This window comes from Agrobacterium sp. DSM 25558 (genome assembly GCF_900100825.1).
GTDB lineage: Bacteria > Pseudomonadota > Alphaproteobacteria > Rhizobiales > Rhizobiaceae > Agrobacterium.
In genome coordinates, this window is the sequence record NZ_FMUD01000047.1 from 1 (window position 1) to 25,140 (window position 25,140).

Annotated in this window: 22 protein-coding genes; 10 read left to right on the plus strand and 12 right to left on the minus strand. The window is 56.1% G+C overall.

Going from position 1 to position 25,140, the window contains the following annotated elements:
* Nucleotides 1-225: 225 nt before the first annotated feature.
* Genes DSM25558_RS25220 through DSM25558_RS25245 form a run of 6 tightly spaced genes read left to right on the plus strand, consistent with a single transcriptional unit; the run spans nucleotide 226 to nucleotide 6,172 of the window.
* On the plus strand, nucleotides 226-1,341 hold the full coding sequence (locus DSM25558_RS25220) for an ABC transporter ATP-binding protein (RefSeq protein ID WP_077107408.1): 1,116 nt from the start codon (nucleotides 226-228) through the stop codon (nucleotides 1,339-1,341).
* A gap of 20 nt (nucleotides 1,342-1,361) precedes the next feature.
* Entirely contained in the window at nucleotides 1,362-2,402 is a 1,041-nt protein-coding gene (locus DSM25558_RS25225; protein WP_077107409.1) for an extracellular solute-binding protein, read from the plus strand.
* Between the two features lie 9 nt (nucleotides 2,403-2,411).
* Nucleotides 2,412-3,239 carry an ABC transporter permease gene (locus DSM25558_RS25230; RefSeq protein WP_077107383.1) on the plus strand — a complete coding sequence of 276 codons (828 nt, stop codon included), beginning with the start codon at nucleotides 2,412-2,414 and terminating at the stop codon, nucleotides 3,237-3,239.
* Entirely contained in the window at nucleotides 3,232-4,059 is an 828-nt protein-coding gene (locus DSM25558_RS25235) for an ABC transporter permease (protein ID WP_077107384.1), read from the plus strand. The genes DSM25558_RS25230 and DSM25558_RS25235 overlap by 8 nt, the downstream gene beginning before the upstream one ends.
* 24 nt (nucleotides 4,060-4,083) lie before the next feature.
* A complete protein-coding gene (locus tag DSM25558_RS25240) occupies nucleotides 4,084-5,508 on the plus strand; it encodes a M24 family metallopeptidase (protein WP_077107385.1) in 1,425 nt (474 codons plus the stop codon).
* A 1-nt stretch (nucleotide 5,509) separates the two neighbouring features.
* Nucleotides 5,510-6,172 (plus strand): flavin reductase family protein, encoded by a 663-nt coding sequence (locus DSM25558_RS25245; RefSeq protein WP_077107386.1) that lies wholly within the window; start codon nucleotides 5,510-5,512, stop codon nucleotides 6,170-6,172.
* 289 nt (nucleotides 6,173-6,461) lie between these two features.
* Here DSM25558_RS25245 and DSM25558_RS25250 read toward each other — a convergent pair whose 3' ends face one another.
* A complete protein-coding gene (locus DSM25558_RS25250; RefSeq protein ID WP_077107387.1) occupies nucleotides 6,462-7,985 on the minus strand; it encodes a cryptochrome/photolyase family protein in 1,524 nt (507 codons plus the stop codon).
* A gap of 52 nt (nucleotides 7,986-8,037) precedes the next feature.
* Entirely contained in the window at nucleotides 8,038-9,933 is a 1,896-nt protein-coding gene (locus DSM25558_RS25255) for an ABC transporter ATP-binding protein/permease (protein WP_077107388.1), read from the minus strand.
* Nucleotides 9,934-10,635: 702 nt separating this feature from the next.
* Between DSM25558_RS25255 and DSM25558_RS25265 the strand changes: the two genes are divergently transcribed.
* On the plus strand, nucleotides 10,636-10,782 hold the full coding sequence (locus tag DSM25558_RS25265; RefSeq protein ID WP_077107390.1) for a DUF1127 domain-containing protein: 147 nt from the start codon (nucleotides 10,636-10,638) through the stop codon (nucleotides 10,780-10,782).
* 652 nt (nucleotides 10,783-11,434) lie between these two features.
* Here DSM25558_RS25265 and DSM25558_RS25270 read toward each other — a convergent pair.
* The 6 genes from DSM25558_RS25270 to DSM25558_RS25295 form a co-directional block, all read right to left on the minus strand.
* The gene (locus DSM25558_RS25270; RefSeq protein ID WP_077107391.1) at nucleotides 11,435-12,517 is read right to left on the minus strand and encodes an ABC transporter ATP-binding protein; all 1,083 of its coding nucleotides are present in this window, start codon (nucleotides 12,515-12,517) and stop codon (nucleotides 11,435-11,437) included.
* Between the two features lie 20 nt (nucleotides 12,518-12,537).
* The gene (locus tag DSM25558_RS25275; protein WP_077107392.1) at nucleotides 12,538-13,281 is read right to left on the minus strand and encodes a ribonuclease activity regulator RraA; all 744 of its coding nucleotides are present in this window, start codon (nucleotides 13,279-13,281) and stop codon (nucleotides 12,538-12,540) included.
* Nucleotides 13,282-13,350: 69 nt separating this feature from the next.
* Complete coding sequence (locus tag DSM25558_RS25280) at nucleotides 13,351-14,634, minus strand: ABC transporter substrate-binding protein (protein ID WP_077107393.1); 1,284 nt, start codon at nucleotides 14,632-14,634, stop codon at nucleotides 13,351-13,353.
* Nucleotides 14,635-14,663: 29 nt separating this feature from the next.
* A complete protein-coding gene (locus tag DSM25558_RS25285) occupies nucleotides 14,664-15,506 on the minus strand; it encodes a carbohydrate ABC transporter permease (RefSeq protein WP_077107394.1) in 843 nt (280 codons plus the stop codon).
* A gap of 4 nt (nucleotides 15,507-15,510) precedes the next feature.
* On the minus strand, nucleotides 15,511-16,443 hold the full coding sequence (locus tag DSM25558_RS25290; protein WP_077107395.1) for a carbohydrate ABC transporter permease: 933 nt from the start codon (nucleotides 16,441-16,443) through the stop codon (nucleotides 15,511-15,513).
* A gap of 5 nt (nucleotides 16,444-16,448) precedes the next feature.
* Nucleotides 16,449-17,426, minus strand: a complete 978-nt coding sequence (locus DSM25558_RS25295; RefSeq protein ID WP_077107396.1) for a mannonate dehydratase — start codon at nucleotides 17,424-17,426, stop codon at nucleotides 16,449-16,451.
* 124 nt (nucleotides 17,427-17,550) lie between these two features.
* Here DSM25558_RS25295 and DSM25558_RS25300 point away from each other — a divergent pair, with 124 nt between their 5' ends.
* Complete coding sequence (locus DSM25558_RS25300) at nucleotides 17,551-18,312, plus strand: IclR family transcriptional regulator (protein WP_077107397.1); 762 nt, start codon at nucleotides 17,551-17,553, stop codon at nucleotides 18,310-18,312.
* A gap of 103 nt (nucleotides 18,313-18,415) precedes the next feature.
* Here the strand turns inward: DSM25558_RS25300 and DSM25558_RS25305 are convergent, their stop codons facing one another.
* Nucleotides 18,416-19,360 carry a LysR family transcriptional regulator gene (locus DSM25558_RS25305; RefSeq protein WP_077107398.1) on the minus strand — a complete coding sequence of 315 codons (945 nt, stop codon included), beginning with the start codon at nucleotides 19,358-19,360 and terminating at the stop codon, nucleotides 18,416-18,418.
* 106 nt (nucleotides 19,361-19,466) lie between these two features.
* Between DSM25558_RS25305 and DSM25558_RS25310 the strand changes: the two genes are divergently transcribed.
* Nucleotides 19,467-20,237, plus strand: coding sequence for an SDR family NAD(P)-dependent oxidoreductase (locus tag DSM25558_RS25310; RefSeq protein WP_077107399.1), 771 nt, complete (start codon nucleotides 19,467-19,469; stop codon nucleotides 20,235-20,237).
* Nucleotides 20,238-20,247: 10 nt separating this feature from the next.
* Nucleotides 20,248-21,234, plus strand: a complete 987-nt coding sequence (locus DSM25558_RS25315) for an aldo/keto reductase (RefSeq protein WP_077107400.1) — start codon at nucleotides 20,248-20,250, stop codon at nucleotides 21,232-21,234.
* A gap of 208 nt (nucleotides 21,235-21,442) precedes the next feature.
* Here the strand turns inward: DSM25558_RS25315 and DSM25558_RS25320 are convergent, their stop codons facing one another.
* The 3 genes from DSM25558_RS25320 to DSM25558_RS25330 are packed head-to-tail and all read right to left on the minus strand — an operon-like array spanning nucleotide 21,443 to nucleotide 25,139.
* Nucleotides 21,443-22,252, minus strand: a complete 810-nt coding sequence (locus DSM25558_RS25320; RefSeq protein WP_077107410.1) for an ATP-binding cassette domain-containing protein — start codon at nucleotides 22,250-22,252, stop codon at nucleotides 21,443-21,445.
* A gap of 14 nt (nucleotides 22,253-22,266) precedes the next feature.
* Nucleotides 22,267-24,255: a Fe(3+)-hydroxamate ABC transporter permease FhuB gene (gene fhuB, locus DSM25558_RS25325; protein WP_077107401.1), complete on the minus strand. Its 1,989-nt coding sequence runs from the start codon at nucleotides 24,253-24,255 to the stop codon at nucleotides 22,267-22,269.
* Nucleotides 24,252-25,139 carry an ABC transporter substrate-binding protein gene (locus DSM25558_RS25330; protein WP_077107402.1) on the minus strand — a complete coding sequence of 296 codons (888 nt, stop codon included), beginning with the start codon at nucleotides 25,137-25,139 and terminating at the stop codon, nucleotides 24,252-24,254. The genes fhuB and DSM25558_RS25330 overlap by 4 nt, the downstream gene beginning before the upstream one ends.
* Nucleotide 25,140 lies beyond the last annotated feature (1 nt).

The window sequence follows — 25,140 nt, forward strand, 5'->3', positions numbered from 1 at the left end:
GTTTAATATTATTATGAATATTCGTAAATATAGAAAACAGAAATAATTATTTTTAATCAGTATGTTGATAATGGATTTCCGTTGAAAACCGCAAACTGGCACGCAGCTTGCAAAACCTTTGGCATGACCAACACAGAAACGCACATCGCTGATCGATCCCATCTTCGCCTCGTAACATCGGGCGCAGAAAACTTTGACGGCGGCAGGCAACTCAAAGGGATATCAATGGCAGAGGGCTCGAAGGCAAGCGATGGTAAACAGCTCAGCGTTCGCGGCCTGACCCATAGCTATGGCGGACAGAATGCGATCAGCGATATCTCGTTCGAGGTTGCGGCTGGCGAGATCGTAGCACTTCTGGGGCCGAGCGGCTGCGGCAAGTCCACGGTGCTGCGGGCAATCGCCGGTTTGATCCAGCCGAAGAGCGGCGTGATCCAGCTCGGTGGCCAGGACCTCGCCAACGTGTCCGCGCGCTCTCGCGGCATCGGCATGGTGTTCCAGAATTACGCGCTGTTTCCGCATTTGACGGTGGCTGAGAACATCGCCTATCCACTGGCCTGCCAGCGAATGCCACGGACACAGCGCAGGGAACGGGTGGAGGAAATGCTCTCGCTCGTGCAGTTGAACGGTTATGGAAACCGGCTGCCACGTGAACTGTCCGGCGGCCAGCAGCAGCGTGTTGCTGTTGCCCGTGCCATCGCCGGCCGGCCTTCGCTACTACTCTTGGACGAACCCTTCGGCGCTCTCGACCGGGCGCTTCGCTTCGATTTGCAGGTCGAGCTTCTGCATCTGCAGAAGACGCTCGGCATCACGACACTGATCGTCACCCATGATCAGGAAGAGGCGCAAAGCCTTGCCGGACGTCTGGTGCTGATGAACAAGGGCAATGTTGAGCAGATCGACACGCCGATGGCCGTCTATGACCGGCCGAAGACGCTTTTCGTCAACACCTTCATCGGCCAGGCCAATCTGCTGCATGGCACGGTGGAGCGACTGGATGCGGAGTCGACGACCATTGCGCTCACGAATGGCAGAACACTCGTTCTGCCGCGTCGCCTGAACTTTACGGTTGGCTCCAAGGTCACCATCACCTTCCGCCCCGAAGACGTCCGTCTTTCAACGAGCCCAAGCGAATTCGCACTGCCAGCACGGCTGACAGTGTCCGTGCCCCTTGGGCCAACGCTCGTCCATGATCTTCTTCTTGAGGACGGAACGGGCCTGCGAGCTTCGCAGGTACGCGGACCTTCCACCTTCATTCCCGAGCCGGGAGCACAGCTCTTTGCCGAGATTGACACCGCAAGGTGTCACGCCTTTCCGAGCGAACCGGAAGCATCCAGTGAATGAACAACAACAGAGGTGAACAGATGCAGGACTTCAACATTACACGACGTCATTTCGGATTGCTTGCCGCTGGTGCGGCAGTAGCCGTCACCGCCCCCTTTGCAGCCCGTGCTGCCGGTGGCACCGCAATTGCCGCGACCTTTCCGGGCAACTGGGAAGACGGCTATCGCACGGTACTGACGCCACTCGTCAAAGAAGCCGGTTTCGATCTGACGGTCGCGCCAGCGATGGCGCAGGACCAGTTGGCCAAGGTCATGGCCAGCCCCGGCAACCCGCCTTACGACACACTGCTGATGTCGCCCGGCCAGATGGCCGTCGCCATCGAGAATGATCTGATCCAGAAGATCGATCCGTCCAAGCTCAGGAACTGGAGCATGCTCGATCCTGCATTCCAGGGCGAGTACGGCCCGACCGTGACGGTCGAAGTCAACGGCATCGCCTACAACCCGGATCTGGTGCCAGCGCCGAAGGGTTACCGCGACCTGTTCGAAAACCCTGTCTACAAGGGCCTTGTCTCCTGGACTGGTTTTGCCTCCAACACCGGCGTCATGGCCTATACCGAAATCGCCAAGATATTCGGCAAAGGCCCGACAGATATGGACGCCGTGTTCAAGCTGTTCAAGGACCATCCCGAACACATCAAGGGCGTCGTCGCCAGCACCAATAACCAGATGACGCTGTTCCAGCAGGGCGAAATCGCCGTCTTCATGTGCTCGACCGGCAATGTTGCGCGTCTCAAGTCCATGGGCTTGAAGGCCGAATTCGTCCAACCGGAAACGGGTTCGCCAGCGGCGCCCGTCAACATCCATCTGACCAAGGGTGCGAAAAACCCGGATGCGGCCTATGCCTATATGGATGCGGCCATCTCCAAGGCAGCGCAGGACAAGCTGAAAATGCCGCCGACGGAGATGTTCCCGACCAACAAGGAAGTGGAACTGACACCTGGTATCGAGGCCTATGTGAAGCGCGAACAACTGGCATCGCTGGTCTATCCGGACTGGGCTGCAATCAACAAGAACCGTGCGGAATGGATCCGCCAGTTCGACGCTCTCGTCGCCGGTTGAGGTAAGCACATGAAAGCGAGCGGTTTCCCATACGTTATCCCGATGCTTTTGCTGTCGGTGGCGTTTTTTGCGACGCCGCTCGCCGTTCTTGTCGGGTTCAGCTTCATCGGCCCTGACGGCGTGTCGCTGCACAATTATGCGCGCTTTCTTGGCGATGCATTCAATTACCGTGTGCTGGTTAACACCGCCATACTCGGTCTCCAGACCATCGCCAGCACCACCTTGCTCGGCATTCCCATTGCGCTGCTCTATTGGCACAGTAGCAAGACTGCGCGGCAGATCATCATCTTCCTGACGCTTGTTCCTATGCTGACTAGCAATGTGGTGAGAACCTTCGCCTGGATCGTCATTCTTGGACGACAGGGACCGATCAGCGAGGCCTTCGTGGCGCTTGGACTTGCGGAGCGGCCGTTCACGCTGCTCTCCACCGAGTTAGGTCTCGTCATGGCCATGTGCCAGATCGACTTGCCCCTGATCATCCTGCCGCTGATCGCCATCCTGTCGCGAACGCCGGTGCAGTTCACCGAGGCCGCGCAGGTGTCTGGTGCCGGGCCATGGCGTATCTTGGTGACGGTTCTGCTGCCGATGATGCTGCCCGGTCTGCTGGCAGGCTGGATCCTCGTCTTTGCCAGCACCAGTGCGTCCTTCGTCACCCAAGCCGTCATCGGCGGTGCGCGCAATGTCTATGTGCCGCAATTGATTTATCGCGAGGTCGGCACACTGTTCGATTGGCCTATGGCCTCGGCCATCGCCGTCATCCTGCTTTTGTCGACCGGCATTCTTCTCGTCGCCATGACCATGATTTCCCGTCACAGGAGGCTTGTCGGCCATGCATAATCATCGCGAAAACCCGATCCCGACTTTTCTCTACAAAGCGTTTGTCTTCGGTTTCGGCAGTCTCAGTCTGATCTATCTCGTGGCACCGATCGTGATTGCCATCACCATGTCGTTCACCTCTGGCCAGACACTCAAATATCCGCCGGAGGGGTTCTCCCTGCGGTGGTATGAGGCGCTGATCGATCCTGTGCGTTCAGGGACAGAACATATCGCAGCCGGTAATTCGCTGAAAATCGCTGGTCTTGCGGTGCTGGGATCGCTGATGTTTGCGGTGCCTGCTACAATCGGCATGGCGCGGATGAGACGCCGCGCGGTCAATGCGCTGGAGCCGTTTCTGCTCGCACCGCTCGTTCTGCCAAGCCTTGTTTATGGTCTGGCGGCGCTGATCGTGGCAAATTTCGTCGGCTTCCAGCCGTCGCTCTGGTTGACCGTCATTGGCCATATCGTCGTCTTCGGGCCGCTTATGTACCGTGCCGCATCCGTTGTTGCGCAGGGCATCAACCCGTCGCTGGCGGAAGCCTCCACCGTCATGGGCGCGACGTGGTACACGACGTTGAGGCGTGTGATCCTGCCGCTGCTGGCACCCGGCATTTTGGCTGGTGCCTTCCTCGTCTTCATTCAGTCGCTCGACAACGTCTCCATCTCGCTCTTTCTCGCCGATGCGCAAACGACCGTGCTGCCGCTTCGCATGTTCGCGCTGATCGAAGAGTCTCTCGATGTCCGTGTCGCCGCGATGTCGGGAATCCTGATTGGACTGACTCTCATCGTGATGCTGGTGGCGAGGCGCGTGCTGGCACCATCCCGGCAACCTAACCAATAAAAATACTTCTGGAAGGAATACCCAATGAACATACACGCCAATAAGGCAGGCAACTATCGCATCGGATCGCTGCTTGCCGATTTCCAGCCGGATTTCGACTTTGTCGCACCCCTGCCTCTACCCATCGACGAATTCGAGGACCGCCTACGCCGCATTCGCCGCCAGGCCGTCGAAGCTGGCCACGATGCGCTCCTCGTCCACACCGGAGGCGTCGGCTGGTTCCATACGTCCAACCACTATCTGCGCTATATCTGCGACTGGATGCGCGAAGGCGTGCTGATCATCCCGACGGATGCCGACAAGCCGATGGTGCTCTTGTCCTTCTTCACGCAATCTGTGCTCCTGCCGCCGGGCGGTGAGCCTGTGCTGGTAGAAGACATCTGGCAGATCGGTCCAATTGGCCGCGAATATGCCGATCGTCCCGGCGACAGCGTGATCAAGACGGCTGAAAAATGTGCCGAACTGCTGGCCGGTATGGGCCTGGCGAAGGCGCAGATCGGACGCATCGGTGACCGTACCTCGCTCACCTTCTGGGCGGCCCTCTATGAGTTAATGCCGAAAAGCAAATTCGTTTCTGACAATGCCATTCTCGACCGCATGCAGAAAGTGCGCTCGCCGCGCGAAATCGAAATGTTTCGAGCGGCAGCCCAACTTGTCAGCATCGCCACGCAGGCAGCCTATCATGTCGCCAAACCTGGTATCACCGACCACGAAATCTATGCCGCCTTCACGCAGGCACAGCTCTCCTTTGGCGGCGAGACCGGTGATGGCTATCAGATCGGCATCAACGAGTTCGGCACCCATTGCGGCAAGCCATATGGCCATGTCGCACGTCCGGGCGATCTCATCAATCTTTACGTCTCCAACATCACCTATCGCGGTTACACCGCCCAGACGGCGCGCATGATCGCGGTTGGTGATATCACTAAACGGCAGGAAGAGGTGCTGGCGGCCTGCACTGAAGGCGTCAAACGAGCCGAAAAGCTGATCCGTCCCGGCGCGCTGATGCGGGATGTCAACAATGCGGCCTTCGAGCCAATGATTGAGCGCGGCATGCTTTCCTCACCGGAAGCCCGCACCATGCCGTACAATTGGGCACCGATGGATGATGGCAGCGCGCGGCTGATCCCGCGCCAATATGTCAAGAATATCGACTGGGAGGCGCAGGGCCGCACTTTGATGCATGTTTACCCGGCGACGCATGGGCCGCATAACCCCAATCTGGGTCACTCGGTCGGTATGGCTGGTGGCCAGAACAGCTTCAATATCTCATCCCACAATTATGACCGGATGGAAGAGGGCATGGCGTTCGTGCTGCACACGCAATGGCTTGAGCCGTTGTCGGCAGGCTGTAATGTCGGCGATATGTATGTCGTCACCAAGGAAGGGTTCGAAAACCTTTCCCGCCACACCCCGCTTGAAACCCACCGTATCGCTGCCGAGGCCTGATATGACCGAACACACCCATTTCGATTTCGCAAAACTCAGCGAACGGGAACGCTACAAAATACTCATAGGCACCGTCATCCCGCGCCCTATTGCACTGGTGACGACGGTCAGCAAGGACGGGACACCCAACGCCGGCCCGTTCAGCTTCTTCAATGTCCTGACCCATGATCCAGCCATCGTCGCAATCGGCGTCGAGAACTATTCGGACATGCGCTTCAAGGACACTGCCCGCAATATCAGAGAGACCGGCGAATTCACTGTCCATATCTGCGATAACGCGCTGGTCGACCAGATGGAAATCTGTGCCATCAAGTTCGGCCCCGAGGTGGACGAGATGGAAGAAGCGGGCCTCGCGACCGTGCCTGGCCAGATGGTCTGCAGCCCGCGTATTCTGTCGGCTCCCGCTGCCCTGGAATGCCGCCGCCACACGACCCTCCAGGTCGGTCCGGCCCGCGAAATCATTCTCGGCGAAGTCGTTGGCGTCTTCGTTCGCAGCGATGCTGTCAACGCGGCCAACCTTCATATCGACCAACAGCTCATGGATGCCGTCGGCCGCATGGGTGGACACACTTATACCCGCACCCGCGATCAGTTCGATATCAAGACGCTGACGCCGCAGGAATGGGAAAGTCGGACGGCGGATGAGAAGGTGGCGGCGGAATGAAGTCACTAGAATTTGTAAATTCAGGAGCCTTTCCAGTTTAGAATAGCTAAGTTTGGATGTTGGGAGTTCGAATCCCTTCAAGGCAGCCGATTTTTGCAAGTCTCCGTGCGCTCAGGCCCCTATAACAAAAAAAATCAATAAATCTCAACATTTAAAGGATGCAGAATATCAAGCCCCTCACGATACCCGTCCAGGAGATGTTGCGGCCCAGTATACCTCTCCTGATGTCTATGTGAGCGTCACCCGATGTTATATATCGGCAGCAGTTTCCTTTTTTGGTAGTCGACTATCATTGGAGTTGGGACAAGAACTTCGCAGCCTGTTGTCTGATTCCTCCTTTGACCCCGTCATCCATTTTAGACCATGTGGCGTAGGGTTGAGCTAAGCGAGGGTTTCCGGCTAATCTTGCCTTGTTGCGTGCAAGGAAATCCCAGTACAGCGCATTAAATGGACAGGCTCTGACGCCGACCCGCTGTTTCGGATCGAAGTGGCAGGTCGAACAATAATCGGACATGCGGTTGATGTAATTGCCGCTTGCCGCGTATGGTTTGGTCCCGAGAAATCCGCCATCCGCGAATTGGCTCATGCCGATCACATTGGGTAGTTCGACCCATTCGTACGCGTCGGCGTAAACCTCCAGGTACCAAGTGTGGACTGCCTTTGGATCTATCCCCGCGATCAAGGCAAAATTACCAGTTATCATCAACCGTTGAATATGATGGGCGTAGGCATGGTCGATCGTTTCCGTGATGACTGTCGCCAGACAATTCATCTCAGTCTTACCCGACCAGTAGAAGTCAGGGAGAGGTCGCGTATTGTCGAAAAAATTGCTTTCGACGTAATCAGGGCCAGCCAACCAGTAGATACCGCGCATGTACTCTCGCCAGCCAATGATCTGGCGAATAAAGCCTTCAACCGCATTGAGCGGTGCAGTGCCATCGAAATAGGCTCGCTCTGCGGCTCGAGAGACTTCGAGAGCGTCCAGGAGGCCGATGTTAATGTAGAATGACAGCAGCGAGTGGTTAAGGTTGGAATCCTCTTGCAGCATCGCATCCTGCGTTGCGCCAAAGTTGGGAAGAAAATCATCGACAAACGATTGCAGCACGCGCTCTGCATCTGATCGCGTGACCGCAAAGCCGAACTTGTCGAGCCTACCAAAATTGCCGGGGAATAGCCGGGCGACTGTCTCTATAACCTCGCGGGTTGTCGCGTCTGGTGGGAAAGAGCGATTTTGTGGGCGGAAGAGATCAGGGCGTGCAGGGTTGCGGTTTTCCGCGTCAAAGTTCCAGCGTCCTCCGATGGGATCATCGCCGTTCATCAACAAGCCGGTCTTACTGCGCATATCGCGATAGAAATATTCCATCGTCAGCGTCTTGCGGCCACCAGCCCAGTTCGCGAACTCATCGTGTGTGCACAAGAATCTATCATCAGGTCGAACCTCGACGTCAATACCCAGACAGGTTTTCCAGGACTCGATTTCGGCCCGAACACGCCATTCTCCCGCTTCGGTAATTCGGACCGAAACGGGCTTGACCCTCGAGATTGCCCGCTTCAACTCGCCAGAAAATGAACCCGCATTATCCTTGTCGTCAATGCGGGTATAAATAACCTGATATCCATCGGCTCGAAGCTCATCGGCAAAATGGCGCATTGCCGAAAATACGAAGGCCAGCTTTTGTTTATGATGACCGACATAAGTCGCCTCCGTCATCACCTCACACAGCAGTATCGTATCCTTCTCCTTTTTAGCACCAACAAGCGATGAAATGTGTGGTGACAACTGATCGCCAAGAATGAAGATCAACCTCGTCATTGAAGGCTTTCCCCAACGCGATGGTTTTCATTGGCCCGGCACGTTCGGCATGTCATTGCGATCTCCCTGAATTCTTGCGGGAGCGTCCGCGTTTTATCAGCCGTGACAGGGTATTGCCTTTTCGATTTTTCTGCATCAAACCGACATCGCTAACGAGTTTGGCGCCGCCTTCTCGTTTTTCCAACGTAATCTTTCTGGTGTGAAAAGCTTCGAGTTCTACACGGTGCGCCACGCTTAATACGGTCGCGTCGGGCAACTCTTCAATGAGCATTCCCATGATTTTGTCTTGCGTTTTTTCATCGAGCGCGGAAGTCGCTTCATCCAAAACGATAATATTCGGCTTATGGAGCAGAAGCCGTGCAAAGGCGAGACGCTGCTTCTCACCACCTGACAAGGTGTGATCCCATGGTGCGTCCTCTTCGATCTTTTCGTTGAGCTGGCCTAAACCAACCTTTTCCAGCGCAGCGTGGATTTCCTGTTCCGTCCAGCTGTCGGCAGGGCGGGGATAGGACACGGCACGGCGGAGTGTCCCGGTCGGAATGTAAGGTTTTTGCGGCAGCATGAACAATTGATGTTCGGGATGAAAATTGACACTGCCACCTCCCCATGGCCACAATCCAGCAATGGCGCGCACCAGAGTGCTTTTGCCAGAACCAGACTCTCCAGCAACCAAAACTCGCTCACCCGGCTCGATCTGAACCTCTGTCTCCTTCACGACCGCAGTTCCATCGCCAAGCGAGACCGAGAGATCGTTAAGGCTGAGCATCGTGGCACCCGTCGTTTCGCCGCGTTTGATCCGCCCTACCTCTTCGCTCTTCTCCGCATGTTCAAGCCCGTCCAGCGACGTCATCAACGATGCCACACGTCGTGCGCAGGCGTTCCAGTCTGCAAGACGCGGGTAATTATCAACTAGCCATCCAAATGCTCCCTGAACGATTGTAAAGGCGGACGCGGCCTGCATGACTTGACCCAAGGACATGCTTCCATCCAGGAATTTGGGAGCGCAGAGCAGGACTGGCACGACTGGGGCAATCAACATCGAACTGTGAGATACCAATGTGGTGCGCATATATTGGTTCGAAAGCAATCTCCATTGCTTTCGGACATTGGCGAACCTGCGATCGAGGTCTTCGCGCTCCTCTTCTTCACCACCAAGCAAGGCGATGCTTTCGCCGTTTTCGCGGACGCGTGTCAGCGTATATCGAAACTCGGCTTCCACCTGGTTTTTGGTCTCGGAAACGCGTACGAAATTCCGCCCGATGAAGGCAATCGAGCTCGACGTAATGGTCGCGTATATGACGGCGGCGATGACGAGAAACCCTGGGATCGTTACGACCGTTCCGGCAATCGGCAGGGTCAGTGCACCGCCGATCGTCCAAAGCACGACGATGAATGTCGAGGCAGAAACGAATGCAGAGATCACACCTGCTGTAAAATCAACGGGTGCTTCCGTGGCAATCCGCATATCCTCTGAAATACGGGCTTCCGGGTTTTGGTGGTCGCCCTTGATCAGGTTCAGCTGGTAATACCGGCCGTTATCGAGCCAACGCCCGATCAGGCCTTTCGTAAGCCATGTGCGCCAACGCCGCTGAATCCTCATGCGCACATAGACCTGTGCGGTAACCAGTGCCACGCTACCCAGAACCAAGGGCGGGAAAAGAGAGCCGAGGTAATAAACATCGGCTGCGTTGCGCTGTTCGATCGCGTCGAACAGGCCCCTGTTCCAAACGTTGATGCCGTATTGGAAGCCTACATTGATGCCAATCATGATGAGAAGACCCAGTGAGGCTGCCCAAGCGAAGACATCTCCACCACGACCCCAAAATCCTCTCGCACTGATCCAGAAACGTTTCAGAAGAAAGGCTTTGCGTGCGTCTTCAACATCTTCAGGGGTGAGCTCATTTTTGCCACTAGAAACCGCGGACGATGGCGCGAGCCCAGAATCCATGTCTACTCCCAATCATTTGTATGTCGAGCCTATCGGCTACGATGTCTGCGGTGTTCCGATAGCCGATCGATAGGATGGGCCAGCTGAACTTGTAATCTGTTCTGGTGGCTATACGAATGGAATGGTGTTTTGGTTTCCTCTCAGAAGCATCAGAAATACGAAATCATTCCATGGTCATAACGACACAGCTGGATAAGTCATCCGAGAGAAGTCTTAAAAACTCATGCAGGCGCAAAAGTGCACCATGAGGTCGTCGTCTTTGGCAGCATCGGCTAGAAATCCCACAGCCGTACGAACCGGGAGAGCAGATTGCAACAGGACGCTTAAACGACGTTGATCGGTCATCGAGCCGTTGGAAAGTCATGCATGAACTGGATCAGATATCCTGTTTCAATGTCCTCCTTAGGCAACAATATATGAGAGGACGGCAAGCCCACCGCCCGCAAGTCCTGTGCCTTCCCGCGTAGCACGGCAACTTTTTGAAAGACGTCACCCGCGTCTCCGGGCAGTCTGTCGAATAGCTTAGGACTCCTCGCTTCCTTCAGCTTATCTTTGATCGGACCCATGTTTTGAGCGCATAGCCGACTTGAGACCTTGTGTCTTATCGACGTGCCGCCATGGGGCTATATTCCAATCATCGAAACGACGTTGGAGCCAGAGCAAGGTTGCTGGCGTCAAGAGACCTCACGAAAGGGATCAATCATGAACGTAGCACGCTCCTTCAACAACTGGCGCAAGTACCGTCAGACCGTTACCGAACTCGGCCGCATGAGCTCGCGCGAACTGCACGACCTCGGTATCAATCGCGCCGACATCCACAGCGTTGCTCGCCAGTCGGTCGCTCGCTAAGCAACTGACCCAAGCTGTCTTGAATGACATTACGCCCGCCGACGACGCGGGCGTTTTTGTGTGTGGTCGCCACTAGGCACTGTGCTGGAGATCGCTCTCATCAGAAACAAGGCGTGCGTTTTTCGCATAACTGTGCTGCAGTAAAGTCTATTTAATGTGCTGCGAAAATAGGTATCTTGGTTTTCATCGAAGCGTTGCACATCCTCCCGCATAGCTTCAAGTTCAGACGGCCCAATCCTCCTCCCAAGGGATGTCTGTGGTAACAGCGGCACTCCTCCTCCCAGTCGCTGTTCGGTTATTTTCTGAAAGCCTGCCGCACCTCCTCCCGCGGCAGGCTTTTTCGTTTTGCATACTTGCTGATCGGAGCTCGGAAGCTAGCTGCGGTTTTCGTCCGCTTTCCTCAGTGTTAAGGGGCGACAGGGTGATGCCTATGTGCCGAGCCGGCTGTCTGAACGGGGTCACCGAGGCGAGTAGGGTCACTGCAATCTTCAGGATTATGTCGATGTCTGAGTTCGACCGTGGCGGATCTGCCACTTCCTGCAAAACGCCGTCTAAAGGTTTGATGACTGGCACGGTAAGGAGCTATTCGATGAAAGAGACGCGTTCTCAGTTTCAGCGTCTCCGGGAAGCAGCATTTGATCGGTTAATTCACTCACATCCTTAGACCATCGCTTCCGAAGAAATGCAGGTTTGCGTTATCGAACGTCAGCATGATCTCATCTCCCTTTCGAGGAGATGAGACGCCGGGCAGTTTCGCTGCGACAGATGCCGAGCCACCGACATCGAGATAAACGATGGTGACTTCGCCCAGCTTTTCGCTGTGGACGACCTTGCCCCTAATTCTCGCAGTCTCTGCGGTCGCGGGATAAAGATGTTCGGCCCGGATACCGGCGCTAATATCCGAATTGTCTGCAATAGATACCAGGTCCCTACGGTCCGTTACATCGATGATATTGCCCGAGATGGCTATTTCAGCACGACCGTCTTTCTTCTGTAGCTTTGCCGTAACGATATTCATCTCCGGCGAACCGATGAAACGTGCAACGAAAAGGTTGTGTGGCTTATCGTAGAGCTGCATCGGCGAACCAATCTGCTCAATCCGGCCAGCATTGAACACGACGATCCGGTCTGCCAGCGTCATGGCCTCGACCTGATCGTGGGTGACGTAGATCATCGTTGTATCCGGCATCGCTTCGTGCAGGTTGGCAATTTCCATACGTGTCGCCACCCGCAAGGCCGCATCCAGGTTCGACAGGGGTTCGTCGAACAGGAATACTTCCGGATCACGTGTGACGGCACGACCGATAGCCACGCGCTGGCGCTGGCCACCCGAAAGGTTCTTCGGGCGGCGGTCCAAATAGGGCGTGAGTTGCAACATCTCGGCAGCGCGGCGGACGCGTGTGTCGATTTCGGCTTTTGCCATGCCGCTGACCTTCAAGCCGAAGGCCATGTTGTCGTAAACCGACATGTGCGGATATAGCGCGTAGGACTGGAAAACCATGGCGATGCCACGTTCGCCAGGCGGAACATCGTTGACGACAGTGTCGCCGATCTTCAACGTTCCAGATGTGATTTCTTCAAGACCTGCAATGATGCGCAGCATCGTGGATTTACCGCAGCCGGAGGGCCCGACGAATACGACGAACTCCCCTTTGGCGATGTCGAGATCTACGCCGTGAAGCACCGAAACGGCACCAAACGACTTTTTGATCTGCTGTAACGAAATTCCAGACATGATTTTCCTCCCGTTACTCTTTACAGACCCGTGGCGGACTGAGCCGCGCGCCACTCTTCGTATTCGGCGCGTACTTCGTCCTTGAGGGGGTAATATTTGCGCAGATCGCCACCCTGCGAGAGGCGAAGGCGAGAGAAGTCTTCCCACTCCGCATGTTCGCTCGCGATCTTCAGCGCCTGCTCGGCAAATTTTATGGGCACGACAATCGCGCCATCATCATCCGCAACAATGATATCGCCTGGCATGACGAGCGTACCGCCGCAGGCGATGGGAACGTTTACGGCGTGTGGAAACAGACTTGTCTGCGTATGGAAATTGGGGGTGGAGCCACGGGTCCACATCGGCAGGCCAATGTCGCGCGCCTTACGGGTGTCGCGAATACAGCCATCCACAATGACGCCAGCACCACCGCGGCCCTGCAGATAGGTGATCATCATTTCCCCGAAAACGCCGCTGCGCATATCGCCCCGCGCATCGACCACCACGACATCGCCTTCTTCGACCTGGTATAGAACCTGCCGGTGCATCTGCGCTTCCGGGTTGCCGTACTCATCGACGTCATAAACGTCTTCGCGCTTGGGAAGAAACTGCAAGGTCAGCGCAGGACCGGCAATCGTCTTGCCGGGAGAAACGGAAACAGGTCCGCAAATATGCGCATCTCGAATGCCGATTTTACTCATTTCACCGCTCAGCGTCGCAGTGCCGACTTCGGCAAGCGCCCGGATCAGGTCTTTGGAAGGGCGGACAATTGTCGGTATCTGCATGGGAGATCCTGCATCTTTAAAGAGGGTTGGGAGCCGGGCAGGGACATATCTCTGCCCGACGATCAGTGACTACTTCTTTGCAGAAGCCAGCTTTTCGACTTCGGCCTGCGCCCAGGCTGCGGCATCCTGCGGAGACTTGCCGTCAACGATCATCTGCTGCACGGATGAGGAGAGGATCTTGGCGGTATAGACCTGCGATGCGAGCGGGGTCGGGGCACCCTTGAAGCCGATTGTCAGGCCATCTGTTGCAAGCTTGTCGAAGTTTGCGAAGGATGGATTGTCCTTGAAGAGCGGCATGGACTTTGCCAGTGCCGGGAAGATCGGATACCAGCGGCCACCGGTGGTCTGGATCAGCTTCTCGTAGTTCTCAGACTGGAAGAAATACTGGATCCATTCCTTGGCAAGCGCTTCCTGCTTCGTCTGGCTGCTGACCAGCCAGGAGAAAGAGCCGAGAAGCGTTGCGGACCGTCCCTTTTCGCCCGGGCCCTTCGGAATGTTGATCAGAACCGAGTTTTCGAGCAGCTTCTTGTCGTTTTCGACCATCCAGGAATAGACGCTTGGCGGGTTCATGATGAATGCGGCGCGCCCTGTCTGGTAGGCCGTGTTGTTGCCGCCGTCGTCCCATGTCACGACGTTACGGGTAATAGTACCTTCCTCATACATGTCCTTGATGAATTGGTATGCGGCCACTGTTTCGGGAGAATTCCATGTCACGCTTTTGCTGTCTTCGGAGAACATCGCGCCACCAAACGACCAGAACAGCATGCGAAGCTGCGATTCAGCATCGTTTGCATTGGAAAGTGGAATACCAAGACCGACATATTGTGGGTTTTTCTTGATGATAGCCTGGCTGACCTTGCGCAGGTCTTCCCAGGTTTCGGGAACCGGCAAGCCGGTTTCCGCGATCAGGTCCTTGCGTGCGAACATCGGCACAAGGTCGATTTCAATCGGAACGGAGTGCGCGTGACCCTCATAGATGGCCTGCGGAACCATATTTTCATAAACCCCGCCGTCACGGGCGCGCATGGATGCGAGAATATCATCGACAGGCTTGGTCAAACCGCTTTGCGCATAATATTGCGAATTCTGGCCGAGTTGCATGAAGGCGTCTGGTGCAGCTTTGCCTTCGAAGGCAGAGGCCAGACGTTCGGTCAGGACGTTTGCGGGAACGACGACATATTGGACGTCGATGCCCTTTGCTTTACCGAAGTCTTTCGCCATCTGGCCGATCAGCGCGTCGGCGTCCTTGTTGAAGGCTTGCAGGCCCCAAACCGTGAGATCTGCTGCATTGGCTGCCGTAGCGGCGCATAGCGCTAGTACGGACGCCATCAATGTCGTCTTAAATTTTATCATGTCATGTCCTCCTCAGGTTGATAAAAGTCTCAGCCTTTGACACTTCCCGCTGCCAGTCCTTCGACAATGTAGCGTTGGGCACCAAGGTAGATGATGAGTATGGGGATGATCGCCAGAACCGAGCTCGCCATGAGCTGGCCCCAAATGAAAGTGTCGCCCATAACCAGCCCGGAGAGGCCGGCCGTAAAGGTTTTCGCTTGATCCGAATAAACATAGACCAGCGCAAACAGGAACTCGTTCCAGGCATGCGTGAAGGCAAAGAGCGCAACCACGGCAAGGCCCGGTGTGGCGATTGGCAACACCACACGGATCAGCGTCTGAAGACGAGTTGCGCCATCCATCTGCGCAGCCTCGTCCAACTCCATCGGGATCGTGTGGAAGTAGCCGATCATCATCCATGTGCAGAACGGCACGGTGAATGTCAGATAAGCGACGATCAGGCCAAGGCGCGTATCGATGAGGCCGAGGTTCTGCAACACCAGAAACAGCGGAATGAACAGAAGCGATGGTGGCAACAGATAGGCAGCGACGATGAGACGAGCGGCGTTGACGCGACCCTTGAACCTCATGCGGGCAATCGGATAGGCGGTCAAAGCGCCAAGGCATACTGAAATCATAGTTACCCCAACGGCAACCACAAAACTATTGAAGAGATAGCGAAGAAACGGTGAGCCGAACACGGCTTCGCGATAGTTCTCGAGCGTCGGCTCATGCGGGAACAGCGTTGGTGGCAGCGCGTAGATTTCTCGCGGGATTTTGAACGAGGTAACGACGACCCAATAGACCGGAGCGAGTGACCAGAACAGGGCGATCAGGATGCCGATTGCGGTCACAATATTGCGAATGAGCTTGGTTCTTTTTCTCTCCACCATGGTCTTATTCTCCGTCCCGGTTGAGCATGCGTTTGGTCAGCAGAAAGATCAGGATGACAAACACCGGCACGACCGACACGATGACTGCCGAACCGAGGCCGAGCTGGCTCTGGGCTATGGCGAAGTCGTAGGCCAGTGTCGGCATGATGTGCGTGCGCCCCGCCGGACCGCCACCCGTCAGCACGAAGACCATTTCGAAGGAATTGAATGTCCAGATCGTGGACAGCATAAAGGTGACGGCCATGACACCGCGCATCTGAGGTAACGTGACAGAGAAGAAGCGACGAACGATGCCCGCGCCATCGATTGCGGCGGCCTCGTTGAGATCGGACGGAATAGAAGCCAGTGCGGCCACGAACATCATCGTAAAGAACGGCAGACCCTGCCAAACCATTGCGATGGCAACAGCAAAGAGAGCGACGGAGGGGTCGGACAACCAGTAGACCGGCTTGTCAGACAGCCCCAGCAGAAAGACGAGATATTGAAGAACGCCGCTCTGTTCGTCGAAAATCCATTTCCAAGAGAGACTGGCGATCATGCCGGGCACGGCCCACGGTAGAAATGCGAGCGCCCGGATCACGCCGCGCATGGGCATAGGCTGGGACAACAGCACCGCAAATGTCAGACCGAGAACGAGCTTAACAGCGACCGTACCGATGGTGAGCACCAGAGAATTCCAGGCCGCGAGCCTGAATTGTGGGTCGGCGAACAGTTTTGCAAAATTCTGCAGGCCGACAAAAACACCTGGCTGTGCAACGGCACGGCTGGTGAATGCCGTGGAGATGCCGTCAATCAGCGGATAGGCGACGAAAGCTGCGAAAATTGCAGCGGCAGGCGCAAGGAAGAGATACGCCACCAGCCAATCCGGTTTGTGGCGACGTTTGCGCGAAGGCAGTGGCGGGCTGGAAAAGCCTGCTGGAACCGATGACGTAGCCATGGTGATTACCTCGCGTTTGCTGCTTCGGCTTCCGCCGCCTGCATCAGTCCGCGCATGTAGCCGACCGCGTAAATGCGCCCCAGACCTTCATAACCGGGGTTGGCGTTCGGCTCTCCCCACATGACAGGAGCGTGGTCTGGCCGCATGACGCCCTTAAAGCCAATGTCGCGATAGGCTTTGATAGTGGCGTACATGTCTGTCTTGCCCTGACCGTGGAAAGCCTCGGTCATGTGCTCGGCATCGCCTTCAATGTCACGGAAATGCACGAAGTGAATGCGGCCATCACGCCCGAGTTGGCGGATCGTGGCTGGGACATCAGCGTTCATGGCTGCAAAATTCGCCTGGCAGAACGTAATGCCGTTGGCGGGACTGTCGGATAGCGAGAGCAAACGCTCGAAAGCATCGATGCTGCGCATGATGCGGCCAACGCCGAGGAGAGGCGACAGTGGCGGGTCGTCGGGATGCATCGCAAGTTTTACGCCCGCCTTTTCGGCAATCGGTGTGACAATTTTTATGAAGTTTTCGAGCGTACCCCATAGATGGTCTTCGGTGACGCTAACCGCGCCTTGCGCGCGCTGATCCTTCTGGAGGATGGAGTGGTCGTAGCTCGTTGTCAGCGCTCCGCCAGGCAGGCGCGTCGTGGATGAGGTACGCATCCAACCGTAGTTTGCCATCCAACTGTAGCAGAAGACCTCGATGCCCAACGCACCCATGTTTTCGATGACGCGGATGACGCGCTCCAACTCCAACTCACCCTCAGGTAGGCCCAGCTTGATGTTGTTCATTGGAACCCAGCCTTCAACAACGCCGATCTTGAAGCCGAAATCCTGATACGACTGCTGAACACGCGCCAGAGTGGGGAGCTCCCAGATCGGAACCTCTGTGGTCACATCACGAATGGTAACGCCGTCAAGAACGCCCATTTCACGACCGTAATGCCATTTGGAGTTGACCTCCGGCTCGAGGCACATCGCGATTCTCATAACTTTTCCTCCCAACCAGCTTTTTTTGCTGGACATGTCATAAAGGTTCATATATGAACTAATATGTTTCTTATTTGAACATTAGCCTGAAATTTATTCATCCGTCAAGACACAGGGACGCCGCATGCCGAACAGCAATCCAACAATTGAACGAATGATGCAGATTTTTGAGGTTATCGAGAGCACCGGCGATGCCGTTTCACAGGCAGCACTTGTGGAAAGGACAGGGCTCGCGCGTTCCACGGTTTATCGATTGCTGAACTCATTGATCGAGTGCGACATGTTGCGCGAGGTTTCGGCTGGGCGCTTTGCATTTGGTGGCAGACTTCTGCAGCTTGCTGAAAAAGTGACGCCGGGCTCCGACTTCATTTCGCGGTTGCGGTTCCTGCAACCCACGCTCGACAAACTTGCGCTCGACATCGGCCAGACATGCAAGATTTCGGTGCTGGAGAGAGGCGCAATCATGGTGGTTGCTGGTGCCAGTGCACGCACGCCACATGCAATGAGTTACAGCATAGGCGAATATTTGCCTCTTCATGCCGGTGGCGCGAGTAAAGTGCTAATGGCTTACCTAGAAACTGAGCTACGTCAGCGCCTTTTGGGTAGCAACAGGCCATCGCTCACCGAGCGGACCATTGTCGACATGGATGAGTTCGAGCGTGAGATGCGTCTTGTTCAGGAACGAGAGTGGGCCGAAGATCCGGGCGAATATAGCCTAAGCGTATGCTCTTACGCAGCGCCGATCCGTGGCAAAGGTGCCGAAGTGATTGCGGCCCTGAGTGTTCCATTCATGTCGGGGACAAGCGAAGTTGACAGAGCGGCAATTCTCAATGGGACCATCGCTGGTGCCCGCAAGCTTTCAGATGAATATGGTCGTTTCACCTGAATGATGCTCAGTACGCTGCTGGCAATCGTCAAATGTGCGACAACACGACTAATGGGTACGCGATCAGTGCCGATTTCTTGCCTTGCCGCGCCATCGCTGATGTTCAGGGGGTAGCCATAGCGCCTCTCTCGTCGAACAATCTGGTGAGACCGTTCTGCTGGCGAATGATGTTGACCAAGGATCGTAGGCCCGGGTGGCCGTGGCGGCGGCTGTCATAATAAACATGGAATGGTTCACCCGGAGAGGCATGGTCAGGTAAGACCACCTTCAAGGTTCCGTCTCTGATCTCGTCCGCAATCCGCGCCTCCAACACATATGCCAATCCAACGTCAGCCTTTGCCACCGCTATGGTGGTGGCCGTGTCATTGATGGTGACAGAACCGGGCAATCGCAACCTTACGGTCTCGGTACCGTCCGACAACTCCCATTTGAATGCGGCGTTATCGCCAAGAAGGAGTTGCAGACAGGTATGTTGAGCCAGTTCGTCGATTGTGTTCGGAGTGCCTCGTGCCTGCAAATAAGCAGGTGACGCCGCGATCACCCAACGCTGCGGGCCGGTGAGCGGCAACGCAACCATGTCTTCCGGTACCGTGTCGCCGTAGCGGAAGCCTGCGTCATATCCCTCAGCGACAATATCGATCGGACGATCTTCCACGACAACCGTTATTCTGACATCCGGACACTGCCGTGCGAACTCGGGCAGCGCAGGCGCGATCAGCAGATGGGCAGCATCGGCAAATGCGTTGAGGCGAAGCTCGCCGAACCTGGCAGCACCGGGTGCTCTTAGCGAGTGCAGTGCCGCGCCAATAACATCGAAGCCTTCGGCGAGATGGGATGCGAGTTCAACACCAAGGTCCGTTGGTGCTACGGCCCGGCTTGTGCGGTTCAACAGCTTTGCCCCGAGCCGACTTTCCAGACGCCGCATCGCGTGACTGGCTGCCGACGGCGTCATACCAAGCTCGATTGCCGCAGATTTGAAGCTCTGCCTCCTCACGATGGTCGTAAAAAGTCTCAAATCTGCCAGATCGATCCGCTCAAAAAAATCCATGATGCCTGTCTTTCATCGATAGAATGAATGGATTTCATCATAAATCATGCGGCGAGATGCGTGGCAATTGCTATGACATGTCGGGAGAATTCGTGGAGGAAGTAACATGTTCGATGGCTTTGTGTTCGGTGATCTAAAGGGCAAGCGTGTCCTCGTAACAGGAGGTTCGACTGGAATCGGTGCGGCGGCCGTATCGGCCTTTGCCGCGCAAGGTGCTCGCGTCGCCATTCATTTCAACGAAAGCCGCGAAGCGGCCGCCATGCTGCAGGGGCAGCATTCCGAAAATACGGTGCTCGTTCAGGGAGACCTTGGTGCCCCAGGTATGGGCGCAAAGGTCGTAGACGAGGCATCACGTCTTCTCGGAGGGCTCGATGGCATCATCAACAATGCGGGCGGAATGTTGGGGAGAGTTCCGACCACAGAAGCCACTTCCGAGCATTTCGACCGCGTTTTGGAGCTGAATGCAAAGTCACTCTGGGAGGCAAGCGTCGCGGCTCATCGCCATCTCGTTGCATCCGGGGGTGGGTTCATCATCAACACCACGTCGATCGCGGCCCGAAACGGCGGCGGCGGTGGTGCCGTTCTTTATGCAGCAGCCAAGGCTTTCGTCAGCAGTCTGACCCGAGGACAGGCCAAGGAATTCATCAAGGACAGGATCCGGGTCAATGCGGTCGCCCCTGGCCTGATCAAGACACCATTTCACGACCGGTATACATCGGCGGAAATCATGGCCGCACAGAGAACCACCATTCCCATGGGACGGGAGGGGACGCCGGAGGAGTGCGTCGGCGCGTTCCTTTTCCTCGCCTCAGAGGCAATGTCCGGGTACATCACCGGGCAGGTCATCGAGGTCAACGGCGGACAATTGATGCCATAAGGAGATACACATGAACTATAGAGAATTTGGCACGACGGGACGTTTGGTCTCGGAAATCGGCTTCGGTGCCTGGGCGATAGGCGGTTCGTGGGGCGATGTTTCCGAAGCGGATGCGCGCGCAGCGCTGAAAGCTGCCTTGGATGCAGGAACGACATTTATCGACACCGCCGATGTTTACGGTGACGGGCGATCAGAGCGGATCATTGCTCATGTTCTGAAGGAACGTGGCGGTGAAAGGCCATTCGTTGCCACGAAAGCAGGACGTCGCCTGTCGCCGCACGTATCCGCGGGTTACAACAAAGAGAACTTGACCTCGTTTGTCGACAGGTCACTCAAGAACCTCGAAACGGACTGCCTGGACCTCCTTCAACTCCATTGCCCGCCAACGGAGGTGTACTATCGCCCCGATGTTTTCGAAGCACTGGAATCGCTGATCGGGGCAGGAAAGATCAGGAATTACGGTGTCTCCGTCGAGAAAGTTGAAGAAGGCCTCAAGGCGATTGAATATCCAGGCGTGGCGTCAATCCAGATTATCTACAATGTTTTCAGGCAGCGACCAGCCGATCTCTTCTTCCGAGAGGCCAAGCGGAAGGGTGTTGCGGTCGTCGTCCGGGTCCCTCTCGCATCCGGTCTGTTGACTGGGAAGATGAACGCCCAGACGACGTTTGCTGCCGATGACCATCGGGCATTCAATCGCAACGGAGAAGCCTTCGACAAGGGCGAGACATTCTCTGGCGTACCTTACGACGTGGCACTTGAGGTCGTTGAGGATATTAGAAAGCTTGTTCCCGATGACGTGACTATGGCCCAGTTTGCTCTGCGCTGGATTCTCATGAACGAGGCTGTCAGCACGGTCATTCCAGGAGCCAAGAGCGCCGAACAGGCGAATGCCAATGCCTTGGGGAGCAGTATCGCCGAGCTTTCGCCATCAACGATGGAGACAATCAAAACTATCTACGAAAACCGCATTGCTCCTCACGTCCATCAGCTTTGGTAAGCGTTCCAACCTCTTCCCATGAGACCTGCAAGGATTTACCGGTCTCATGGGTGGTGAGCGATCACGGTGTCGAACCAAGTACGCGCATGGTCTTCCAACAAGAAGGGACGCAGCAATATTTCGCTGCGTCGAAGAGTGATGTCGACGGTTCGTATGCCTTTAACTGCATGGATTGCTACTCAAAGCATCCTGCCGACGAGCGGCTGGTTTACCGAGGATATGCCAGCGGTATACCGCTATCAGGATGGCGCATGACCCCCATTTTAGTCTCATAGATTGCTTGCAGTTGATCCGGAGACACGATCTCCTCTGGCCTCCCGCGCGCGATGAGTTTTCCAGAATGAAGTGCCAGGATTTCGTCGCAAAAGCGAGCTGCCATGTTCACGTCATGGAGCACGACGATGGCCCCAAGTCCACGTTCGTCAACCAGTCGGCGAACAAGCGCGAGAATGTCGATCTGGTGGGCGATGTCGAGGGCGGAGGTCGGCTCATCAAGGAGGAGACAGTCGGGGTTTTGCGCAACCAGCATCGCGAGCCATACCCTCTGCCGCTCCCCGCCTGAAAGCGTATCAACGAGGCGGGCGCGATACCGCGCAACGTCGGTCAGCCTCATTGCTTCCTCCACCATCGTTTTGTCCTCCGGGCCAAACCGACCAAGAGCGCCGTGCCATGGATATCGTCCGAGCGCGACGAGCTCACTCACAAGCATCCCTGGGGTATGTGGTGCCTGCTGAGGCAAATAAGCCACCTTACGGGCGAATGGCTTGCTGCCCCATTCATTCAATGATTTGCCATCGAACGAAATCTTGCCAGCAGTGAGTGGATTTTGGCGAGCCAGGAGCTTGACCAATGTCGACTTGCCAGAGCCGTTGTGCCCGATCAGGCCAATAATTCGCCGTGCTGGCAAACTTACTGTCAGTGGTTCGAGCAAAACCCGAGTTCCAACGGAAAAACTGGCCTGTTCTAATTCAAACAGGGGTGCGCTTGAGAAGGTTCTTGTTTTGCTGTCTTCGGATATCTGAACCAAGGCGGTTACCTCTTTGAGAACCTGGAGCTGTGTCTGCCCCGCGAGCGGATCACCCAGAGAAAGTATGGCCCCCCGATAAAGGCGGCGATGACACCTGCGGGAACCTCATATGGAAAGTCAGCAGCCCGTCCCAACCAGTCGGCCGAGATCATCAGCGTTGCGCCGATCGCGCTCGCGGTAAGAAGCGTGCGGATTTGGCCGCGTGCCCCAGCCGCTCTAGCGATGTGCGGTGCCATCATGCCGATGAAGCTTAACGGGCCAACAATGACTGTCGCAGCTCCCGTCAGGACGGCAATGAACAGCAAAAGCATTCGGCGGGATCGCGCCGGATTGAGTCCAAGAGAGCGTGCCGTGCCGTCCCCAAGCGGCAAGACTTCTAGCGGGCGGCGCAAGAGTGGCGAGATAGCCAGCCCGATCAAAACCAACACTGCAGCGATGCTTGCGACGACGCTGGTTGCACGAAAGGTAGGTCCCATAGTCCATGCCAAAATGTAACTTGCCCGCGGATCGCCACTCGCGACAATGAGCGAAATTATCGCCGTCGCGAGCGCACTGATGGCTATGCCGGACAGAAGAACAGGTCCAGGCGCATAGCTTTTCCCTTTTGCCACCGCCAAAATGATCGCAAACGCAACGACTGCACCGACTACGCCGCCAGCGAGCGGCAAAATTGGCGACGCCATTCCTCCGGCGAAGAAGGCTGCGATGATCCCAAGTCCGGCTCCGGCACTGATTCCGAGCCCTTCCGGGCTCGCTATTGGGTTGCGCGTTATCGTTTGTGTGACGGCACCCGCAATGGCCAGCATTGCGCCGGCGCTGGCTGAAGTCAGGACTCGCGGCCATCGACCAGCAAGCAACAGGGATGTTTCCACCCCGCCAGCTGTGAAGCTCTCCGTCAGCGAGAACAATGCGGTAACGGCCGCAATAGCAACACAACCCGCGAGCAAGAAGCCGCCTGCCAGAGGGTTCTCTCTTTGGTTCAAGGTGTTGCTGTTAAGCTGGTCAACGGAGTGGGGTACATGTTTGATGAGCACCAACATCATTATAGCGCCGATGATTGCGGTGGCGGTACCCGTTGGCACCTCACCGACGACCGGCGCTCCAGCAAGCACCAGACTGTCCGCGAGGAGCAGTAGGGCGGAACCAAGTAATCCTCCCCACAGCAATCGTTGGCGCAGCGTTCGAGCGCCAACTATTCGGGCAAGGTTGGTGGCTGCAAGGCCGACAAATGCGATGACGCCGACGCGGGCGACAACAACAGCTGACAGCACGGTTCCAATAAACAGTACCGCAGCGCGCAACCCACCCGGGGATAGTCCGAGGCTACGGGCACGGCTTTCATCAAGACCGAGAATTGAAAGTGGTCGAAAGAAAAGCAGCAGCACCGGTATCAGCACGATCATGCGTAGGGCCAATGCGGTCGCGTTGGAATAGTCATTCTGGATGAGTGAACCACTTCCCCAGATGAACACCCCTCGCAGATACTCGTGGTGGAACAAGGCTAGGATGACGGAGGCCGAGCCGGCGGAAAAACTGATGACCATGCCGCAAAGAAGGAGTGTCAACGGTGCGAAGTTTGACGCCTTACCGAGTCCCGCAACGAGTGCGACAGCGATAAGGCCCCCTGCCAGTCCCGCCATCTCGCGCTGGCCTGCTGTAACAGCAACAGTGGAAAGGGAAACGAGGGTGATCGCCAACTGAGCGCCCGAAAGAATGCCGAGCGTCGAGGGTTCTGCCAACGGGTTTTTCAGGAGCTGCTGAAATATTGCCCCAATGAAAGCAAGTGCGCCACCGGCCAGCAGAGCGACGAGTATCCGGGGAATAATCGAAAAATGGACATAGATCTGCTCGAACGAAGCCGGGTCCGGCTGCCAAAAGGTACTTGGAAGGTCGAAGATCGATACATATTGACAAATGGCAATGGCGTGGAGCGCGATCGCTGCCAGCGTGATGATAAAGACGAGGCGCGGCGGGGTGATCAAACGGTTTGTCATGCGATGCCGAGACTCTGTCGCAGAACTTCGGCAAACCGCATCGCTGATGGAAACGCTCCAAATACCCACGTGGGTGGTATCATCGAGACACGACCTTTCCGGACAGCCGGAAGGGCGTTCCACAGCGCGCTTTGCAAAAAAGATCCGGGTGGACCCGGTTCGATAATGACCAGTCTTGCCTCGGGATAGCGGGCGATCGCCTCCAATCCTGCCGTGGCAAAGCCCCAGTTATTGGTTTTGCCATCCCACGCGTTGGCGATGCCGATCCGCTTCAGGACATCATCGAATAAGCCACCCGCGCCGTAGATATCGACAAGCCTATCGTCCGTAAACTTGATGATCAAAAGAGGGCACCCGTCGTAGTCCTTGGAATTGTGGGCTATCGTGTCCAATCTGGCATAGGATCGTTCCAAATAACGTGTCGCGAGCTCTTGCCGGCCAATGCGATGTGCAATTTCGTTAAGGGCGTTTTCCGCTGCTAGCAATGGCTGCCGCGCGGGGCTGTAAAGCGGCATCGCGAGGGTTGGTGCAATCGCGCGGAGACGTTCAGCGGAGATACCATATCCTGCTTGAGACAGAATCAGATCTGGTTTCAGGGCTCTGAGCAGTTCAACGTTCGGCCATGATCTGAGGCCAAGGTCGATCGTGTTTGTCGAGAGTGCAGGGGTCACGATGCGGTCGCCGTAAAGAGGAGCCTCGGCGACGGCGAATGGCTGAAAGTCCAGAGCGAGAAGGCTTTCCGCCCATCCCCAGTCCAGCACGGCGAGCTTTTGCGTTCGCGTGCTTGCTATTGCTTCTGCTGACAGGAAAACCGAAGCCAACCCGGCGGTGAATTGCCGCCGTGTCAGCCTGTAGTCACGATTTGGGTCAAGAGCGTCGGACACG

What these genes read in the sequence shown, in the direction of transcription:
- DSM25558_RS25225 (WP_077107409.1), top strand. Translation starts at nt 1,362, where the DNA reads ATGCAGGACTTCAACATTACACGACGTCATTTCGGATTGCTTGCCGCT.
- DSM25558_RS25240 (WP_077107385.1), top strand. Translation starts at nt 4,084, where the DNA reads ATGAACATACACGCCAATAAGGCAGGCAACTATCGCATCGGATCGCTG.
- DSM25558_RS25300 (WP_077107397.1), top strand. Translation starts at nt 17,551, where the DNA reads ATGCCGAACAGCAATCCAACAATTGAACGAATGATGCAGATTTTTGAG.
- DSM25558_RS25310 (WP_077107399.1), top strand. Translation starts at nt 19,467, where the DNA reads ATGTTCGATGGCTTTGTGTTCGGTGATCTAAAGGGCAAGCGTGTCCTC.
- DSM25558_RS25255 (WP_077107388.1), bottom strand. Translation starts at nt 9,933, where the DNA reads ATGGATTCTGGGCTCGCGCCATCGTCCGCGGTTTCTAGTGGCAAAAAT.
- DSM25558_RS25220 (WP_077107408.1), top strand. Translation starts at nt 226, where the DNA reads ATGGCAGAGGGCTCGAAGGCAAGCGATGGTAAACAGCTCAGCGTTCGC.
- DSM25558_RS25265 (WP_077107390.1), top strand. Translation starts at nt 10,636, where the DNA reads ATGAACGTAGCACGCTCCTTCAACAACTGGCGCAAGTACCGTCAGACC.
- DSM25558_RS25285 (WP_077107394.1), bottom strand. Translation starts at nt 15,506, where the DNA reads ATGGTGGAGAGAAAAAGAACCAAGCTCATTCGCAATATTGTGACCGCA.
- DSM25558_RS25295 (WP_077107396.1), bottom strand. Translation starts at nt 17,426, where the DNA reads ATGAGAATCGCGATGTGCCTCGAGCCGGAGGTCAACTCCAAATGGCAT.
- DSM25558_RS25290 (WP_077107395.1), bottom strand. Translation starts at nt 16,443, where the DNA reads ATGGCTACGTCATCGGTTCCAGCAGGCTTTTCCAGCCCGCCACTGCCT.
- DSM25558_RS25275 (WP_077107392.1), bottom strand. Translation starts at nt 13,281, where the DNA reads ATGCAGATACCGACAATTGTCCGCCCTTCCAAAGACCTGATCCGGGCG.
- DSM25558_RS25230 (WP_077107383.1), top strand. Translation starts at nt 2,412, where the DNA reads ATGAAAGCGAGCGGTTTCCCATACGTTATCCCGATGCTTTTGCTGTCG.
- fhuB (WP_077107401.1), bottom strand. Translation starts at nt 24,255, where the DNA reads ATGACAAACCGTTTGATCACCCCGCCGCGCCTCGTCTTTATCATCACG.
- DSM25558_RS25280 (WP_077107393.1), bottom strand. Translation starts at nt 14,634, where the DNA reads ATGATAAAATTTAAGACGACATTGATGGCGTCCGTACTAGCGCTATGC.
- DSM25558_RS25270 (WP_077107391.1), bottom strand. Translation starts at nt 12,517, where the DNA reads ATGTCTGGAATTTCGTTACAGCAGATCAAAAAGTCGTTTGGTGCCGTT.
- DSM25558_RS25235 (WP_077107384.1), top strand. Translation starts at nt 3,232, where the DNA reads ATGCATAATCATCGCGAAAACCCGATCCCGACTTTTCTCTACAAAGCG.
- DSM25558_RS25250 (WP_077107387.1), bottom strand. Translation starts at nt 7,985, where the DNA reads ATGACGAGGTTGATCTTCATTCTTGGCGATCAGTTGTCACCACACATT.
- DSM25558_RS25315 (WP_077107400.1), top strand. Translation starts at nt 20,248, where the DNA reads ATGAACTATAGAGAATTTGGCACGACGGGACGTTTGGTCTCGGAAATC.
- DSM25558_RS25245 (WP_077107386.1), top strand. Translation starts at nt 5,510, where the DNA reads ATGACCGAACACACCCATTTCGATTTCGCAAAACTCAGCGAACGGGAA.
- DSM25558_RS25305 (WP_077107398.1), bottom strand. Translation starts at nt 19,360, where the DNA reads ATGGATTTTTTTGAGCGGATCGATCTGGCAGATTTGAGACTTTTTACG.